An 18,456-nucleotide genomic window follows, 5' to 3' on the forward strand; every position below is an offset into this window, starting at 1 on the left:
CACGTATGGGGCTGCTCCGCAGGGGGTGGCCCCATTTTTTTGGCGGGTACGCAGGTGCCGTGGACCCCGGGAAAGCCAGGCGGTGTGGTGCACCATATTTTCTTCTTGATAAGAAAAGCATAACTTGGTGCCCTCCTTTGTAGCTAGGCCCCACAAACACACGCTTTTTTATGCATAGCAACTTTACTCCGACCCGACCGTTGGCTGGTATTCCCTTGCACGGGATGTTCGGCCTGCTGGTCCTACTTTTATGGGCGACGGTGCTGCCCGCCACCGCCCTACCCGCCCCGGAATCAGCCGCCGGTGCCGTTGTTCGCATTGAAAATATGACCAAACTGCCCGGCTCTAGTCGGGGATTTCCGGCGAACGACTACTTCACCTTCCACCGCTCCGACCGGGTACAGAACAGCAAGGGGCAGGTACTGAAGTACGGGAACAAGGCCACGATGCGTATCCACAACGACGGCGGCGCTACCCTGGTCATCACCCGCCTTACCACAACGAATACTTCCAATTTCCGCATCACTGGGGTAAGTATTCCCTCAAGCGGGCTCCAAATCGCTCCGAAGGCATACCGCGATGTGACGGTCGAGTTCCTTACCACCGGTGGTGAAACCCGCAGGCTCATCACCGAGTCGCTGGTCCTGTCGAGCAATGCCGATAACTCCTCCAGCACGAAGGTTACTTTTCGCGGGGCCTACATGACCCACGTGGAGGGGGGCAGCGAAATCAACGTGCAGCAGGTTTTCGATGCCTTTGGTTTCAAAACTCAGATGGGACTCGACAACAGCGGCAATCCCCAGGTGCGTCCGAGCTCCAATTACCCCAGCGCCAGTTCGGTAAATGAGGGCAAACACGGTGACTTGATCCTGTCCGAGTTGTTTGTCCAGGCCAATCCGAACAAGCCCGTCCACATGATGCAATTGGCAGCCTTTCACGGTCCGGGAACCGCACCGACCGAACTCCGTGATGAGGCCAGCGCACGCATCGTTGCCGAGATGAAGTATTACCACGGCGACCAGTATCACCAGACCCTGCTTCCCAAGCTGACCAACTCCTCGACGGCGCAGGCGGGTGATTACACCAACCGCATCGATCAGCCCTTCCAGATTCTGGTTGCCGGGCACCGGACTACCGGCGGCACCTACGACAACACCAAAAAATCGGAAATTCTAGCCGTTCGTGTCTATAAGGTAAAGGACCGCAGCGGGCGAATCGTTCCCTTCGAATACATCATGATCCAGGACTACGTCGAACAGGGTTGCGGAGCCGGAAGCGCCAACTGCGACTGGAACGACAATGTCTCCTACATCACTAACGTACGCCCCCTCGCGGTACCGACTTCCAAATCCATTGCCGCCCTCACGGTCTCCCCGGGAGAAACAAAGGTTTATCCCGTGGCCGGCTCCTTCAACCAGGGGTACCCGGGCAACACGTTGAGCTACACCGCACGGATTAGCGGCGGCGGCGCATTGCCGTCCTGGATTTCAATTGACAAGACCCGGGGTACAGTGACCGTGAAAGCACCCAGTTCGGCGGGTGGACAAAAGTACAGCATCCAGGTAACCGCCACGGGCGACAACAACCTCACCACCACCGCAACTTTTTCCCTATCGATCGGCGGAACGCCCACCACGCCACCACCACCGCCGCCGCCCCCCGCTGCGGGGAACGCCTACTGGCTCGAAGCCGAGTGCGCACAGGTAGGTTCCAAGTGGACAAAGGAATCGTCCTCATCGGCCTCCGGCAACAGCTACGTGGTCGTAAAAAGTGGCAATTCATTTAGTGCTCCACCGGCTGATGATGCAGCGAACCGGGTTCGGTTCGTCGTCACCGATGCGGCCGCGGGCAGTTACCGACTGTTTGCCCGGATCGATGCCCGAACCGGCAACGATGATTCCTTCTGGGTACGCGTTAACTCCGGAGCTTGGTACAAGTGGTTCGGAGGCATGGAACAGGGGGTAGGATTCGTCTGGAACCAACTTCCCGGTAACGCCCTCGCACTTAAGGAAGGGACCAACACGATCGACTTCGCCTTCCGCGAAGACGGCACACGTTTAGACAAAGTGTACCTGACCGGAGATGGGTCCACACCCAGCGGCTTGGGATCTTCGGCTACCAACTGCAATCCAGTAGAAGATGCGACGAGCTTCTGGCTGGAGGCCGAATGCGGCAGTGCGGGTAGTGGGTGGAAAACCCTGAGTTCCTCCGCAACTTCGAGCGGCAAGTACGTTGTTTTCACCGGCGACCGACGGATCGCCCAACCCACCTCCAACGAACCTGCCCAACAGGTGACCTATACCGTTAACCTCAGCCAGAGTGGCACCTACCATCTGTTTATGCGCCTCAATGCCCCCGATCCGGGCAGGAATTCCCTCTGGGTTCGCATCGACAATGGCAATTGGGTGAAATTCTGGGAAGAGATCGGCGGTGCCCAGTTGCTTACGTCCGGCTTCCAGTGGCGCAAGGTCAACAACGACGGCAACGACATTTCCTTTAACTTATCGGCCGGCAGCCACACCATTCGCGTTGCCAATCGGGAACCCGGCACCATGGTCGATAAGCTACACCTTACCCGTAGCAAGGTCTTACCGACGGGAATGGGCAGTACCGCCTCTAACTGCAGCAGTAGCAGCTATGCCGTGGTGGCTCAGTCAACAGCGTCTTCTGAGACTTCCGACCGCCTACAGGCATCGCCTGCTGTATCCGCACCTTCTACGGTGAACTTGTTTCCGAACCCCACTACCGCCCTTCTCAACCTTTCGCTGGAGAGCGAATACGAGGGTCGGGTGCTGGTAATTGTAACGGATATGACCGGCCGACGCATCCGCGAACGTTCCTACGATAAGGACGGACAACTTCTCGGAGTTGGACTCGAGGTAGCTGATCTCCCTTCCGGACTTTATCACCTGCGGGTAATCGAAGGAACTCTGCATACCGTCAAGCCCTTCGTAAAACAGTAAGGGGGGCAAACTGATCTCCAATTATTCAAAAAAATAATCGGGGCCACGCAAGTTTGCGTGGCCCCGATTATTTTTTTAATTGCTATAATTAGGGTAACATTTGACCCCTTAAAGGGATAGAGTAGATGTACACTAGTACCCCGACGGATCGTAAAGCGCCACCGGCTCATACGGACCGCATAGTGTATTGCACACTACACGTAATGCACCCGGCGTCACCCTACGTTGTGTCGTCCACCTAACTTACAGTGTGTATTATTTTCCCGAATACGTGATTAGAGTTTAGTATGTTGCACAAGAATTGGCTGGCGATCATTTACTGTTCTATTTAGGCCAGCCCTGTTTACTTTTTCGGTCTTACCAAAGGTATTTCTCTTCATTCTACTACTCCATCGTGTTGCCCCGCAACACCCTGTAGTTCAATGCCCTAGGCCACCTTTGGAAGCGGTTTACCAGGTTACTTTAGATACACTATAGCACAACACAATGAACAATTACAAGCTGTTACTGGCTGCGCTACTCGCTGCGCTGCTTACCCCGAATACTTTCGTTTTTGCCAGCACACAGCAGTTGGCTCCGGGCGATACCATTCACATCAACTTTTCCGACGAATCTACCAATCCGCCGGCGCCCTTTCTCAAAGATTTCGGGGAGCCTTTCGCCGCCCGGGGGGTGTATGCCTACGGATGGGTCGAGCCGGGTACGGCCATTCCCATCTCTCTCGTCGGAAACGGCCGCAACCGCTCACCTAACCCCGATGTCGACGTCCTCAAAGAGACGCTCGTTCACATGCAGTATGGCGACACCGGTGGCACACTCGGCCCACCCGTCGAGGGTGCCTGGGAGATCGCCCTGCCCAATGGTACCTACCGGGTGTCAGTGGTGGCGGGCGACAGTGATCCGGAATCCCGTCCCGGTACCACTCACGTAATCAATGCCGAGAACTGGAACCTGGTGTACCAACCAACGGTCTACGGAGGGGTCAACCAGTTCTCCAGAACCGGAGTGGTCGATGTCACCGACGGGAGGCTTACTCTCGACGCTACGGGAGGCTACAACAGCAAGATCTCCAGCGTAGTGATTACCCCGGCGGCGCCGGAACCGGTCGCTTTCTTCTCCGATGTGATCCCGGTCAACGGTGCTACGGACGTTCCCACTTCCGCCTTTCAGATCAGCGTAGCGGTAAATGTTCCCGCAGGCTACGAGCTGGATAAGAACAGCATTCACGGTCGGGTGCGCCTATTCGAGCAGACGGACATCGGCCTGTTGGAGGTGCCTTCAAATTCAAACGATACCGGTGGTGGGGACGCTATCACCCTCACTACCTCCTCCTCGCTCAAGCCGGCAACAACCTACGTATTCCACCTCGAGGGCGTACGGGCGAATCGTATCGGCAATGTGAATGATCGCATAAATTTTCGCACATTTACCTCACAATTCTCCTCGGCATCCGGTGAAGACACCAACCAGCCTGCTAACCTGGATGGGGTCAGGTTCACCCAAATTAGTGGTAACCTGCTCGGTGCGGGTACCACCGGTCGCTTCACCACGCTAACCATCGGTCCCGACGGCAAGCTGTACGCTTCCACACTCGGGGAGACAATTAAGCGGTGGACCATTCTACCGGACGGCACCCTAACGGATTTGGAGGAACTCCCCATCAACCTGACGGGCAGCAATCACCCCGTAACCGGCGCACCGACCAGTGACGACCGCTTCATCATAGGATTGACCTTTGCTCCCGAGTCTACCCCCAGCAACCTGATCGCTTACGTAACCCACAGCGCGATGACGCTCACCGACGGTCCGGAGTGGGACGGCAAACTCACCCGCCTGACGGGCTCCCAATTGGAAAATGTTCAGGACGTCCTGGTTCACCTTCCCCGTTCCCGCAAGGACCACCTCACCAACAGTGTAGTTTTTGGGCCCGGCGGCGACCTGTATATTCTTCAGGGCAGCAACAGCGCCGGGGGAGAACCCGACATCGCCTGGGGTATGCGGAAGGAAAGTCTGTTATCGGCAGCCGTATTGCGCCTGCGACTAGACAATCTTCCCAGCAGTCTGCCCCTCAGCGTATTTACGACTTCCGATATATCGGTGATCAACTCCGCCCCCACCTCGGGCCTGGTGATGAGTGACGGGACCTACAATCCGTACTCCCTCGACGCTCCGCTGACGCTCTTTGCCACCGGTGTCCGCAATGCTTACGATCTGGTGTTTCACAGCAACGGGTGGATGTACATTCCCACCAACGGAACGGCGGGCAACAACTCCAATTCCCCCAACACGCCTGCCTCCGTCGGATATGTCTCTCAGGATACTAGTGGGATAGGTGTACGGCGTCCGAACGGCACCTTTTTCACCGACCCCACCATACCCGGCGTAACCGGGGGTGAAACCCAAAAAGACTGGCTCTTTAAGACGAAGGGGGGCAGCTACCACGGCCACCCTAACCCTTACCGCGGAGAGTTTATCCTGAATCACGGCGGACTGGAATACGCCGCGCTTCCCGGACAACTCGAAAGCACCTACCGGGACGTAAGCAAGTATCCCCCGACGCTGGGGCCTGACCTTAACTACCTGGAAGTTGCCTATGACTTTGCCAAAAATAAATCACCAAACGGAGTCATCGAATATCAGTCAAATGCTTTTGGGGGTAAACTCAAAGGAATGATTCTCGTAGCCCGCTTCAGCGGACAGGACGACATCGTCGTGCTCCAGCCAGGCAACAATAGTGGCGATGTTATCCAAGCGTTTGAGGATATCCCCGGTTTACAGAGCCTGGACGACCCGCTGGAGATCGTAGAGCACCCCGCCACCGGCAACCTGTACGTTGCTCAGTATGATCGCGACGGCGGAGGTAAGCAAAAAATCCTCCTGATGCGCGTTTCCGACCCCAACCTTCCGGTTCCGGTCATTGCGGCTAACCCCAGCGAACTCATCCTGGAAGCTGCCGTCTTCTCCCAAAACTCCCGCAGCGACAGCAAGACGATCGATATCAGCAATACCGGTGAAAGTAATCTTCACATCACCGGAAGGTCCATATCGGGTCCGTACGCAACCCAGTTCGGTATCGTAGGACCATCCAATGTCACCCTGGCCCCCAACACCTCCCAGGCATACACCATCAACTACTTTCCGACGCGGGACCAAAATGCCCTGGGGTATCAACAATCGGAACTAGTCTTCAACAGCGACGGCAATCAGGGAGCCCCCTTCCGGGTCGGCCTCCACGCACTGAAAACAACCGGAAGCGGCGGCAACAGCGAGCCTTCCCTTCAGACCATCGTCAATGTACTAGGCATCGGCATCAATGTCGGGTGGAACAGCCTGGCGGGAACTACCGATCCGGCACTACTGGGCGATGAGGTAAGTACGCAGTTTTTTCAGGCCAATGGCAACGGACCGGTTACCCTCAGTCCCGTAGCCCGCTATTCCCCGGCGGAAGCCCTACCCTTTGGCTACTACTCCCGTAGCGGCGGATCGGTCACCACGGTACAAACCGGAGTGCTGGCCGCCAGCACGGATGAAGCACAAACCATCTATCCGCAGCTGGCCAGTGGCAGCCTCACCCTTAACCCGGGCAGTGAAGGGTTTGGCATCTACCTCCATTCGGATTATTTCAACCGAAAAAGCTATACACAGGACGATCTGAATACCGGCGTCGCCCACCGCAGCCGAATCTATCCCCTGCGCGATCGCAATGGTCGGTCGGTAGAGGGAAGCTACCTGGTCTGCTTTGAGGACGACGCAAACGGCGACTACCAGGACTATGTCTTCGTCCTCAGCAACGTCGAGCCCCACCGGCCCATAGCCAATCAACCCGATTTTGCCGTCAAGATCAATTTTCAGGATGCAAGCTTTTCTCCACCGACCGGCTACCGTGCCGATTTCGGAGAAGCGTACGGCAGCCGGGGCGACGGATTCACCTATGGCTGGATAGATCCCTACACCAAACTGCCGATCGACAATATAGCCGGTGCCCGCGGGGCCAGCCGCGGGGTCGTGGAGAGCAGCAGCACGGAAGATAAATTGCGAGGGTCCTTCAATCACATGGACCGGATCACCGGTACAACGACCGTACCACGCGACTGGGAGATCGCCGTTCCCAACGGCCGCTACTCCGTTGAAGTTACGGTAGGCGACCGGGACTCCATCAACAGCAGGCACACCATTCGTGCCGAGCGCGTTACGGTAGTCGACGACTACGATCCCCCCTCCCTGACCAGCTTCCGTCGTACCGAATCCGCCACCGTGGAAGTGTCGGATGGAAAATTAACCATCGACGATAGCGGAGCCCAGGGCATCGGTAACTCGAAAATAATGTTCATACACATCGAAAGATTACCCGATGTAACGCCTACCGGTGCACTGATCAGTTTCGAAAACATGACGAAGGCCCCCGGAACGAACCAGGGCTTCCCCGCCGATGATTTCTACACTTTCTACAAGAGCCAAACGGCCGTCAACGGCAAAGGACAGCCCCTGCTCTTCCACGACAGGAACGTGATTCGGATCCATAACCCCGGCACCGCTCCCCTGATCATCAATAGCATCACCACATCCGACACCCGCGACTTCATCGTTGAAAATTTCTCTATCCCTCCCGGAGGCCGAGTCGTGCAACCGGGTCAGTACGTCGATGCCACCGTCTTTTTCGTCACCTCTTCCGGTCAGAGCAAGGTGCTGATCACCGAAAAATTGATTTTGGAAACCAATGCGGACAACAACGCCACGGCTCGTGCTACCCTACGGGGAGGTTGGGTACATCTTCCGGAGGGCAGTGGAGAAATCAGTGCGCAACAGGTCTTCAACGCGTTCGGATTCACCACCCAAATGGGTCGGGACGCCAACGGAGAGATCATTGTTCGCCCGAGTTCAGATTACCCCAGTGACGCCGCGGTAAATAACGGATTGGAAGGAGACATGATTCTCAGTCATTACTTCGTCCAGGCCGACCCCAACCAACCCGTTCGCATGATGCAACTGTCGGCACTTCATGGTCCCGGGGGTGCCCCCACCGAGTTGAGAAATTCTAGCTTCCAACTCGTAAACGACATGAAGTATGACCACGGCGACATGTATCACCAGACGCTGCTGCCGAAGGAATCGAATACCTCAACCGTGATTGCGGGCAAACAAACGGATCTGATCACCGTCCCCTTCAACATCATGATCGCCGGCTACAGCACGGTAGGGGGAAACCAGCAGAGGCAACTGCGTGACGAAGTGCTCGGGATCCGAGTATACCGTGCGCTGGACCGCGATGGCAACGTGATCCCCAATGCGTACATCCTGAACCAGGATTACGTCGTCGACGGATGTGGTGCGGGTACCGCCAACTGCGATTGGCAGGACAACACCTCCTACATCACCAATATTCGTCCCGTTGGCGTGCCTTCCGCCAGCACGATTGCCAATCACGCTGCACCCGCCCAGCAAGCGGGGATCTATAACATCATTTCCTTCTTCAACCGGGGTTACCCCGGCAACGTCCTGGAATTTACGGCTACCCTCAACGGGGGCGGTGAGCTACCGTCCTGGTTAAAATTGGGCCTGCGTTCAGGTACGTTCAGCTTTACCCCTCCTTCCTCCACGGTCGGCAACGTATACCCTATACAGGTTACGGCGACCGATGGCAATGGCCTGACCGCTAGCTCCAGTTTCCAACTGTCCATCACCGGGGGCGGCGGGGGCAACGACGCTCCGATCGCCGTAGCAGCGGCAACGCCGAACTCCGGCACCGCCCCCCTTGCCGTCACCCTGGATGGATCGGCCTCCATGGATTTCGACGGTACCATCACCCAGTATGCGTGGGCCTGGAACGGGGGCACAGCTTCCGGTCAAATCGCACAGGTAAGCTTTCCCGCAGGATCCTACTCCGTCACCCTGACCGTTACCGATAACTCCGGCGCCACGGGAACCGACGAAGTAGCGATTACGGTTACCGGCGGTGGCGGAAGCAACACCGCCCCGACCGCGGTAGCATCCGCAACACCAACCACCGGCATCGCCCCCCTTTCCGTTACCCTAGATGGCTCTTCCTCAACGGATCCCCACGGGAACATCACCCAGTACGCCTGGGCCTGGAACGGAGGCACCGCTTCCGGCCAGATCGCACAGGTCAGCTTCCCCGCGGGCACCTATTCCGTTACCCTGACCGTCACCGACAACCTCAATGCAACGGGAACCGATGTGGTGAACATTCAATCGACAACGGAACCACCACCACCGCCACCACCCGGCGGCCTGGAAACCACGTTCTGGCTCGAAGCGGAGTGCGCTACGGTGGGCAGCAACTGGACCGTCGCGAACGACGGGGCAGCCTCCAACGGACAGTATGTCGTCTTCCCCAACGGAAACACCAATGACGTACCACCCCCCGATATTCCGGCAAACCGGATCCAGTTCGTTGCTAACGCCGAGGCGGGCACTTACCACCTGTTCGCCCTTGTCAATGCGGCCAGTGGCACCGACGATTCCTTCTGGGTCAGGATCAACGGCGGCAGCTGGCACAAGTGGAATAGCGGCTTCAAGCAGGGCGTAGGCTTTGCCTGGAATAAGATGACCGGCGCCCTGCCGGTACTCTCCGAGGGCGTCAACACCATCGACTTCGCCTACCGCGAGGACGGCACGAAACTGGACAAGATCTACCTGTCCCAGAGCAGTGCCGCACCCACCGGTCTAGGTAACCTGGCCTCAAATTGCGGTGATGCTCCGCCGCCACCGCCACCGCCTCCGCCGCCACCGCCACCTCCACCTCCACCACCACCGCCGCCGTCCGGCGACCTGGAAACCACGTTCTGGCTCGAAGCCGAATGCGCTACGGTGGGCAGCAACTGGACCGTTGCGAACGACGGAGCAGCTTCCAACGGACAGTACGTTGTCTTCCCCAATGGAAACACCAACAACGTGCCACCCTCCGACATTCCGGCAAACCGGATCCAGTTCGTTGCTAACGCCCAGGCGGGCACCTACCACCTCTTTGCCCGGGTCGATGCGCCCAGTGGTTTCGATGATTCCTTCTGGGTCAGGATCAACAACGGCAATTGGTACAAGTGGAACAGCGGCTTCAAGCAGGGCGTAGGATTTGCCTGGAACAAGATGACCGGCGCCCTGCCGGTACTCTCCGAGGGCGTCAACACCATCGACTTCGCCTACCGCGAGGACGGTACGAAACTGGACAAGATCTACCTGTCCCAGAGCAGTGCCCCACCCACCGGTCTGGGTAGCCTAGCCTCGAATTGCGGTGATGCTCCGCCGCCGCCACCACCACCGCCGCCGCCACCACCGCCGTCCGGCGACCTGGAAACCACGTTCTGGCTCGAAGCCGAATGCGCCACGGTGGGCAGCAACTGGAACGTCGCAACCGACGGGGCAGCTTCCAACGGACAGTACGTTGTCTTCCCCAACGGAAATACCAACAACGTACCACCCTCCGACATTCCGGCCAACCGGATCCAGTTCGTTGCTAACGCCGAGGCGGGCACCTACCACCTCTTTGCCCGGGTCGATGCGCCCAGTGGTACCGACGACTCCTTCTGGGTCAGGATCAACAACGGCAATTGGTACAAGTGGAACAGCGGCTTCAAGCAGGGCGTAGGCTTTGCCTGGAATAAGATGACCGGCGCCCTGCCGGTACTCTCCGAGGGCGTCAACACCATCGACTTCGCCTACCGCGAGGACGGCACGAAACTGGACAAGATCTACCTGTCCCAGAGCAGTGCCGCACCCACCGGTTTGGGAGCTGCAGCTACTAATTGCACCTCTTCTGCTAATCCGTTTACCGCTCTATCTACCGTCGCTCCGGCCCCGGAAGTAAGCCTCTACCCGAACCCAACTAGGGATGAGATCACGCTTTCGCTCATCAGCCCGTTCAGGGGCAGGGTAAGTATCCTGATTACCGATGTGCACGGACGCCGAATCAGCCTGCAACAGTACGATAAGGACGACCACACCTTAAAGACCGAGCTCAGGGTAACCGATCTGCCCGCCGGCATCTATCGCATGCTGCTCGTGGAAGGAGATCGACGAACAATTCGATCTTTCATCAAACAGTAGTATTCGCTACGGGGCCACTTCAGTAAGAAGCGGCCCCGTAGCATTTTACGCTTGTAAGTTTTGCCTAATATGTAGGACCAGAGCCTTATATTTATGGCACCGACGGTCACTAGGAGGCCTACTTAAACGCCCCAATTTATTCGCTTCCCTTTGAAAGTTGCAAATCTTTTGTAGTTTTGTGCATTCTCCGAGTCCGCGTTCACCTTCGCCGACGCCGGCTTTCCAAACACATTTAGTTACGACACGAGACAAATGCAACCGCCTAATGGGGCGGGACCGCAGGTGCAATGTATTCAGCAAATAGCCTTCGCGCTTGGATACAACCCGCAGTTTTCATCTGAATTGTCTAACGAGCCGTATTAAAATGACGTGTTATAACACCCAGGAAAGCCGATGGAACTCTCCCGCAGATGTGGGCCAAGTGTTCCCTTTTCGTATCCTCATCAGCCCTTCCGCTACGACGCAATTCGTTACCCTGCATGCACACCAGGGATGCGAGTTATCCGTCATTCGGGCGATAGGAAGCAAACCTGCAAGCAGTTAGCCCATGCAGGTTCGTCATACCAATGTCAAAATCACGCTTTTAGGCGCTCTACCGCGTCAGATGGATTTTTTCCATCTGCCGTACGGTGGAACAGCTGAAAGCAAGTCAATCACCGGGCTGATCGGTAGCTTGCCGATCGTACCACCACCGCACTCCCTTCATTTTCAACATGATGATCCGTCAAACCAACCAACGACGGTGATTTAAACCATGTAACACGAATATCTTCGTGCCGCTTTTACTACTGGAAAAACCAACAAAGGAATTTAGAGGATGATATTTAACAATACGCGCACTGCCGTATGGGCCCGACCTGTACGCATAACCGGAATTTTATTCCTGTTACTAACTGTTGCCGGGTTTCCGGGCTGGAACTTGCACGCCACGCCACGGTTCGCCGCCACTGCTACGGAAGCATTCGCACCCGTCGCAACCCCCATCAACGCTTACACCACTCACGCGAATGACACGGAAGTCTATGTGGTCAATGGCGCATTTGAAGGAAGCCAGCTCACCTACTCGGCCACGCTGAGCGACGGTAAAAGCCTCCCCAGTTGGGTTGACCTGGACCGGGAGACCGGAACGTTCACCTTTTCCGCACCCGCTTCGGTTGTTGGACAGAACTTTCGGATAAAAGTCACAGCCCACGACAGCAATTCGAGCAGCAGCACCCAATTTTACCTGGCCGTCGACGACAACGCATTCAATTGCACCGTCGATGCCAACACCGACGAGCTGACAAAGCTGCTCGGATGTGCTAATGGTACCGTTCGGCTCAGGGGATATACCTCTACCGATTCATACCAGTGGACCGGCCCCAATGGCTTTACATCCACCGAAGCCGAGCCGCTGGTCTCCAGATCCGGACTTTACATACTCACTACGGACGATGGCGGCTGCACCCGCCGGAGCATCGTGGAAGTATTTCCCGCCGTTTCCGGATGTAGCGTCAGCAGCAAGAACAATATCATTCCCGTCGGCCGCATTTCTGCCAACCAGACGAGTGGAACCGCCCCCCTCACGGTAAACTTTGACGGAAGGTCCTCCTCAGATGCGGATGGCAAGGTAATCGACTACACCTGGAACTGGAACGAGGGTGCAGCCTCCGGTGCCCGCCCGGCAATTACCTTCTCCGCCGGTACCCACGAGGTTGTGCTCACCGTCACCGACGATACGGGTGCGAAATCCACCGATCGGGTGAGCATTTCCGTAAGCGAGTTTACCGCCTCAACCTCCTATTGGTTGGAGGCGGAATGTGCCGAAGTTGGAAAAAACTGGTCCACGCAGAGCAGCAGTAGTGCAGCCGGTGGTTCCTTCGTAGTACCCACCAAAACCTCTACTTCCAGCTCCCCGGGGGATGCAGCCGATAACCGCATCCGCTTTACCCTGCAGGATGTCGAAGCAGGAAACTACCACCTCTTTGCCCGCGTAGATGCCTCCGATAACACCAGTGATTCTTACTGGGTAAGGACCAACGGTGGATCCTGGTTCCAGTGGAACAGCGGTATTGAAACCGCTACGGGTTTCAAATGGAACAAGATGCCGGAAAGCCTCAACCTCAAAGCCGGCAGCAACACCATTGATATTGCATACCGGGAAAGCGGAACGCGGCTGGATAAGATTAAAGTCACCACCAATTCCAGCAAACCCGGTGGAGTAGGCGATGCCGCCGCCAACTGTGTGAGCAACGAGCCCCCGGTCGCGGTAGCCCTCGCCACGCCGGATTCCGGGTCGGGTACCCAAACCGTCACGCTCGACGGAAGTCGTTCCAGCGATGTGGATGGCAGCATTAAGGCTTACGCCTGGAAATGGAGCGGTGGCAGTGCTACCGGCAGCCGCCCCCAGATCACCCTTTCTCCCGGTAATTACAGCATTTCCCTGACGGTTACCGACGACGATGGTGCCACCGATACCGACGTTGTAGCCGTACAACTCAGTGCCGAAATGACCCAACCCGGCAACAACAATGAATTCTGGCTGGAAGCCGAATGCGCTGCGGTAGGCAGCAGGTGGACGACCCAGTCTTCCGGATCCGCCTCCAACGGCAGCTATGTTGTGGTACGTGGCAGCAACGCCTACAATTCCGCCCCCTCCGACGTAGCGGACAACCGCGTACGCTTTGAGGTAAACGCTGCTACGGCAGGCACCTACCGGCTTTTTGCCCGCATCGACGCCCCCTCTAATCTAGACGATTCCTACTGGGTTCGTGTCAACGGACAATCCTGGTACCGGTGGAGCAGCGGAATGCAGCAACGCAACGGATTCCAGTGGAACAAGATGCCCCAGAGCCTGCAACTGCGCGCCGGCAATAACACGATCGACTTCGCTTACCGTGAAGACGGCACCCGCCTCGATAAGGTGTTCATCACTTCAGGTAGCCGCAATCCCACTGGAAACGGTGACGCCGCTACCAACTGTGGCCAAACCGAAGAAACTCCAACCGCTTCGTCAGCTACCGATTACTGGATGGAAGCTGAATGTGGTTCCCTCGGCAGCGACTGGGCTACCTTCAAGGACTCAGACGCATCTGCAGGAACCTACACCGCATTCACCGGCAGCAGCAACACCAAGGCGGTGGTCGAAAGTGACCGGGAAGAGCACATCCACTATACGGTCGACGTCAAGGAATCGGGCACTTACTACCTCTTCCTCCGGATGGACGCCCCGAGCAGTAGCGAAAACTCCTTCTGGGTACGTGTTGATGCTCACAACAAGTGGTTTCCATTCTGGAAGAACACCAACGGCACTACCCTAATGACCAAAGGAATGGAGTGGCGCAGGGTCAATAACGACACTAAAGCCGTCTCCTTCAAGCTCAGTGCCGGCACTCACATCATCTCCATTGCTAACCGGGAAGCAGGTACCCGCCTCGACAAACTTCTTTTGTCGAAATCGGCCACCCTCCCCACCGGCCAGGGAGGCGGTGCTACCAACTGTGGCTCCAATTCCGCTTCGACCGTCATGTTCGCTACCTCGGGTAGTTCCTCCACGCAACCCGCCAATGAGGAAGTGGTCGAAGTAGAAGCAGTAGAAGAAACCACGCTGAGCCTATATCCCAATCCCGCCATCAACGACCTCACCGTCGAACTGACCAGCGGGTACGAGGGCCGGGTCGATATGATTCTGATCGACGCGGCGGGCCGCCGCCTACGGGATTACACCCTCGATAAGGCTGGCGATCAGTTGCGCACACAAATCAACGTGAGCGACCTTCCGAAGGGCATGTACCGCCTCCGGGTGCTCGAAGGAGATCAGCAGATGATCAAACCCTTCGTACGCATGTAGAGTGGCATCCACGCCCCTGATTAATCGGGCCAGCATCTTAACGATGCTGGCCCGATTCTTTTTGGTCTGTGGCATTTCAACTGGGGGGCGTTGATAAAACTCTGTAATAATGCAGAACTAACTACGCACCGTAGCTTTGCAGCATCATGCCCCACCAACGAATTCGGGCGGCCATCGCCGTCAAGCAGCGCATCCTCGAAGATGCCGCGTTACTAGACCGATTGAAACGAGCGACCGATGCCTGCGTAGCAAGCTTCCGGGCCGGGGGCAAGGCCCTCTTCTGCGGCAATGGCGGCTCCGCCGCCGACGCCCAACACCTGGCCGCCGAATTGAGCGGACGCTTCTACCTCGACCGACCGCCCCTCTTTGCCGAGGCAATGCACGTGAACACCAGCTTCCTCACGGCGGTCGCCAACGACTACGGGTACGACCACGCCTTTTCCCGATTGACGACCGCCATGGCCCGCCCCGGCGATGTGCTTTTTCTGCTAAGCACGAGCGGCAACAGCCGCAATGTCCTCGCCGCCGCGGTAGCCGGTAAGAAGGCCGGATGTACTCTGGTCGCGATGACCGGAGCCGGCGGCGGTGAATTAGGCGCACTTGTCGACATTCTCATCAATGTACCCAGCGACGACACTCCACGGATTCAGGAAGGTCACATGCTGCTCGGCCATATTCTGTGTGAAGATGTAGAGCGCCGTCTCTTCGGCGAATAATATTTAAGTATGCTTCTCCCCCCCGATTTTTCCCTCATCCTGGCCAGTAAGTCGCCCCGCCGTAGCTACCTGCTCGAACAGGCCGGCATCCCCTTTACCATTCGCACGGCAGAGGTTGACGAGATCTATCCCCCCGAAACGCCGGTCCTCGACGTAGCCCCCTACCTGGCCAAACTGAAGGCCGGGGCAGCCGCTCACCTTCTGGAAACCGATCGGGAAGTGCTGCTTACGGCCGACAGTGTGGTCATCTTAGACGAAGAGATCTTCGGCAAACCCACCAACCGCGACCACGCCCTGGAGATCATCCGACGCCTCTCCGGACAGCGGCACACCGTAGTTACCGGCTGTTGCCTGAAATCCCGGAGCACCGAAGAGGTCTTCAGTTCCACCGCTTACGTTTACATGAATTCTATCACTCCCCGTGAGGCCGAAGCTTACGTAGATCGTTACCGCCCCTACGACAAGGCCGGAGCGTATGCCATCCAGGAATGGATCGGGTTGGCCAAAATCCGACGGATAGAGGGTACTTACCCGACCATTATGGGGCTGCCGGTAGACCTAGTCTACGAGCGACTCGTGGCGCTCGCCAACCCATCGCTCAGCTGACCGTATCATACCTTGCTAGCGGAAGGGGTGTCCACATCGCTGAAAATTATAGTATCTTCGCGGCCCTTCCGTAAGCGGATGGGAAAACCTTATAAGTTACTGTATGGCACTGATTGGCAAGATTAGAAGCAACCCGATTCTCGTACTCCTTTTCATCGGGGGAGGCATCCTGTTGTTCGTCCTTTCGGATATCATGAACAGCGGCAACAGCGGCCCGATCGGTCCGGCGGAAGCCGTGATGGCGCGGGTCGGCGAAGTCGAGATCGAGCGAAATGAGTTCGAGCGCACCCTGGGAGTAGCCGGCTCCAGCGCGGACGCTTACCAAAGCCGCGATAACCTCTGGAACTTTTACCTGAGCGAAGGCCTCATCCGCAACGAAACCGACCGCCTCGGACTGACCGTAACCAAACCGGAGCTCGACGAGCTAACGTACGGCCCGCGCTACAGCCCGGTGATCCGCCAGACCTACGGTAATCGCCAAACTGGGCAGGTAGACGCCCAACTACTCAACCGGGTACGCACCCGCATCGACGAAAATTCGATAGAGGAAGGGATCGAGGCCCGGGAACTCCCCCCCAACTTCGTCGACATCTGGAAGTACCAGAACCGCCAGGTAAGTACCCAACGGCTACAGGAGAAGCTAAGCGCGCTGGTGTCCAAGGCAATGTACGCACCAAGCTGGATGGCACAGGAATATGCCGATCAGCAGTCCGCCAACCGTCGCGTAGCCGTGGTCCGTATCCCCTTCGACGAATTGGATAACGACGAGGTCGAATACACCGACGCCGACCTCCAGGCCTATATCGACGAGAACCGCAGCCAGTTTGACAACCTGGAAGAAACCCGGCAACTCGCCTACGTATCCTTCAACGTCGACGCCACCCAGGCGGATTCCGCCGCCGTTCGTGCCCTCATGCAGGACATCGCCAATGAATGGAAGCAAACTGAAGTGCGCGACGACAGTCTCTTTGCCCTGGCAGCTAACGGTTCCTATACCGGTGCCTACGTTTCCGAAGACCAGATCGCTCCCTCCATTGCCGACGCGCTGATGAACGAGGTTGCCGTAGGTGAAGTGTACGGCCCCTTTGTGGAGGGACAACTGATGGCAGTAGCCAAACTCATCGACCGCCGGGAAATGGCCGACAGCGTAACCCTGCGCCGGATCGTACGCAACGCCAGCATCCCCAGCCAGTTTACCGAGGCAAACCGATTGATCGATAGCCTCCAGACCGTACTGGAAGCAGATCCCAGCAAGTTCACCGACCTGGCGAGCGAGTTCAACCGCGATCCGCAGTCCATCGCCACGGCCGGCGTTCTCGAGAACATCGAGCCCGGCCAACTGGCCCAATCCGTCGATCGCCTCGCTTTCATCACCGGCGAACCCCGGCGTTGGTACAAAGTGACCACGCCAACCGGTGTGCAGCTGATTCAAATCATTCGGCGCAGCCAGAACACTACTCCCCGAGTCAAGGTAGCCTACGCGACGGAACCAATGATCCCGAGTAGTGAAACGGAGGATGCCGTTCGCGCCCAGGCCGAAAAGTTCCTGACCGGCCTGAACAGTCTGGACGAGATGCGCGCCGCGGCTGAGGCCCAGGGTGTAACGTTAGAAACGACCGCCCCCCTCGATATCGGCACCTTCTTCATCCCGAACCTGGGAAGTGGTCAGGACGTACGCGACATGATCTGTTGGGCCTTCGGCGCGGATCGGGGCGACGTCAGCGGTTTCGTATACACCTTCACGGACGAAAACTTCTTCTACGAAAACAAGTACGTGGCCGTCGGACTCGCAAACGTTCTTCCAAAGGGAATGGCTCCCGTAGAGGCCGTACGTGAGACGATCGAAAATACGGTACGCGATCGCATGAAGGGCCGCAAACTCGCCGAGGCGATGGCCGGAATGGACCTGAACGAAGCAGCCCGCACCTACGACACCGTCGTGGATACCCTCAATGCCGTTAATTTAACCCTCAGCAGCCTGCCCCAGGGCATCGGTGCGGAGCCGAAGGTGATCGCTGCCGCCAGTACCGGCGCTACCAATCAGGTCAGTCAGCCGATCGTCGGCAATAACGGTGTGTATCTCGTGAAGCCACTATCCGACGCCCCCGCCGGGAGCAGTGGCAATCTTCCCGGTGCCCGCATGGCCATCAACACGAACAGTCGCAGCCGCGTTTCCCAGCAACTACTGAACGGCCTGCGTGCCGAAGTCGACGTCGAAGACCAGCGAATCAGTACCGAATGCAACAACCGGCGTTAATCACCCGAAGTACCGTTAGCGGAA

The 18,456-nt window shown here is 57.3% G+C and carries 7 protein-coding genes; all 7 read left to right on the forward strand.

All coding sequences use genetic code 11. The features are described from left to right. Positions 1-170: 170 nt before the first annotated feature. The 7 genes from GGR28_RS09555 to GGR28_RS09585 all read left to right on the forward strand — a co-directional run bounded on the left by GGR28_RS09555 (position 171) and on the right by GGR28_RS09585 (position 18,432). A complete protein-coding gene (locus GGR28_RS09555; protein ID WP_183495559.1) occupies positions 171-2,963 on the forward strand; it encodes a putative Ig domain-containing protein in 2,793 nt (930 codons plus the stop codon). Positions 2,964-3,449: 486 nt separating this feature from the next. Beyond that, complete coding sequence (locus GGR28_RS09560; RefSeq protein ID WP_183495560.1) at positions 3,450-11,024, forward strand: PKD domain-containing protein; 7,575 nt, start codon at positions 3,450-3,452, stop codon at positions 11,022-11,024. A gap of 547 nt (positions 11,025-11,571) precedes the next feature. Further along, entirely contained in the window at positions 11,572-11,775 is a 204-nt protein-coding gene (locus tag GGR28_RS09565) for a hypothetical protein (RefSeq protein WP_183495561.1), read from the forward strand. A gap of 168 nt (positions 11,776-11,943) precedes the next feature. Then, a complete protein-coding gene (locus tag GGR28_RS09570; protein WP_183495562.1) occupies positions 11,944-14,853 on the forward strand; it encodes a PKD domain-containing protein in 2,910 nt (969 codons plus the stop codon). 146 nt (positions 14,854-14,999) lie between these two features. Beyond that, the gene (locus tag GGR28_RS09575) at positions 15,000-15,569 is read left to right on the forward strand and encodes a D-sedoheptulose-7-phosphate isomerase (RefSeq protein WP_183495563.1); all 570 of its coding nucleotides are present in this window, start codon (positions 15,000-15,002) and stop codon (positions 15,567-15,569) included. A 9-nt stretch (positions 15,570-15,578) separates the two neighbouring features. Further along, complete coding sequence (locus GGR28_RS09580) at positions 15,579-16,175, forward strand: Maf family protein (protein ID WP_183495564.1); 597 nt, start codon at positions 15,579-15,581, stop codon at positions 16,173-16,175. Between the two features lie 103 nt (positions 16,176-16,278). Next, the gene (locus GGR28_RS09585; RefSeq protein WP_183495565.1) at positions 16,279-18,432 is read left to right on the forward strand and encodes a peptidylprolyl isomerase; all 2,154 of its coding nucleotides are present in this window, start codon (positions 16,279-16,281) and stop codon (positions 18,430-18,432) included. Positions 18,433-18,456 lie beyond the last annotated feature (24 nt).

Source organism: Neolewinella aquimaris, assembly GCF_014197245.1.
GTDB classification, from domain to species: Bacteria; Bacteroidota; Bacteroidia; order Chitinophagales; family Saprospiraceae; genus Neolewinella; species Neolewinella aquimaris.